The following is a 999-nucleotide window of genomic DNA, read 5'->3' as shown; positions in this document are numbered from 1 at the left end:
CTGAACGGCGCGGCGCTGGCCGCCGGCCTGTCCTGCGGCCCGGGGCGGCGCGGCCGGCAGGCGGCGCGCGAGAACCTGGCCTATGTCTGGTCGCAGGTCGGTCAGGTCAGCGACAATTCCGTGGTGCGCTGGCTGCATTCGATGTTCCCGGCGCCGCGCGCCTGGCAGCGGCTGACCGAGCTGTTCTCGCCCGCGGCCTGGCTCGGGTCGCTGACCCGGGTGTTCAGCCCCTATGACAGCGGGCCGTTCTATTCCAACCCGCTGGCCGCCATCCTGCGCGAGATGCCGCATCCGCGCCTGGGGCGCGAGGAGGGGCCGGCCTTCTTCGTCACCGCCACCAATGTCCGCACCGGTCTGGTGCGGGTCTTCGGCGGGGCCGAGGTGACGGTGGACACCATCCTGGCCTCGGCCTGCCTGCCCGAGCTGTTCCGCGCCGTCGAGATCGACGACCCGAAGACCGGGCGGCGCGAGGCCTATTGGGACGGCGGCTATTCCGGCAACCCGGCGCTGTTTCCGCTGTATCGCGCCGATTTGCCGCGCGACATCGTCATCGTGAACATCAACCCGATGCTGCGCGACGCCATTCCCCGGACTCCGGCCGAGATCCAGGACCGGGTGAACGAGATCAGCTTCAACGCCTCGCTCCTGGCCGAGCTGCGGGCGATCAATTTCGTCAAGCGCCTGTTCGCCGAGGACCGGCTGACCGGGCGGCCGATGAAGAACGTGCTGCTGCACGCGATTATGGACGAGACGCTGATGAATTCGCTGAGCGCCAGCACCAAGCTGATTCCCAAGCCCGGGCTTCTGGACCGCATGCACGATGCCGGGGTTCTGGCGGCCGAGCGCTTCCTGGTCGAGGATGCCGGCAATATCGGCGAGCGCGACAGTTTCGACCTGTCGCGGGTGCTGCTTAGAGCGTATCGCGGGCATCAAGATTCAGGATTCCCGGCCTGCTCGTGATGTGCTTCCCTTTTGCTGAGGCAGGTATGGGGGAGCTGA

Annotated in this window: 1 protein-coding gene; it reads left to right on the top strand. The window is 67.8% G+C overall.

What is annotated here, in order from left to right; all coding sequences use genetic code 11:
* Positions 1-960 (top strand): patatin-like phospholipase family protein (locus I9P22_RS24265; RefSeq protein WP_199262785.1); only part of this gene is annotated, 960 nt, incomplete at its 5' end.
* Positions 961-999: the final 39 nt, after the last annotated feature.

Source organism: Paracoccus binzhouensis (assembly GCF_016446475.1).
Taxonomy (GTDB): domain Bacteria; phylum Pseudomonadota; class Alphaproteobacteria; order Rhodobacterales; family Rhodobacteraceae; genus Paracoccus; species Paracoccus binzhouensis.
Note: the sequence above shows the minus strand (reverse complement) of the source record. Positions and strands in the feature narration are given on the sequence as shown.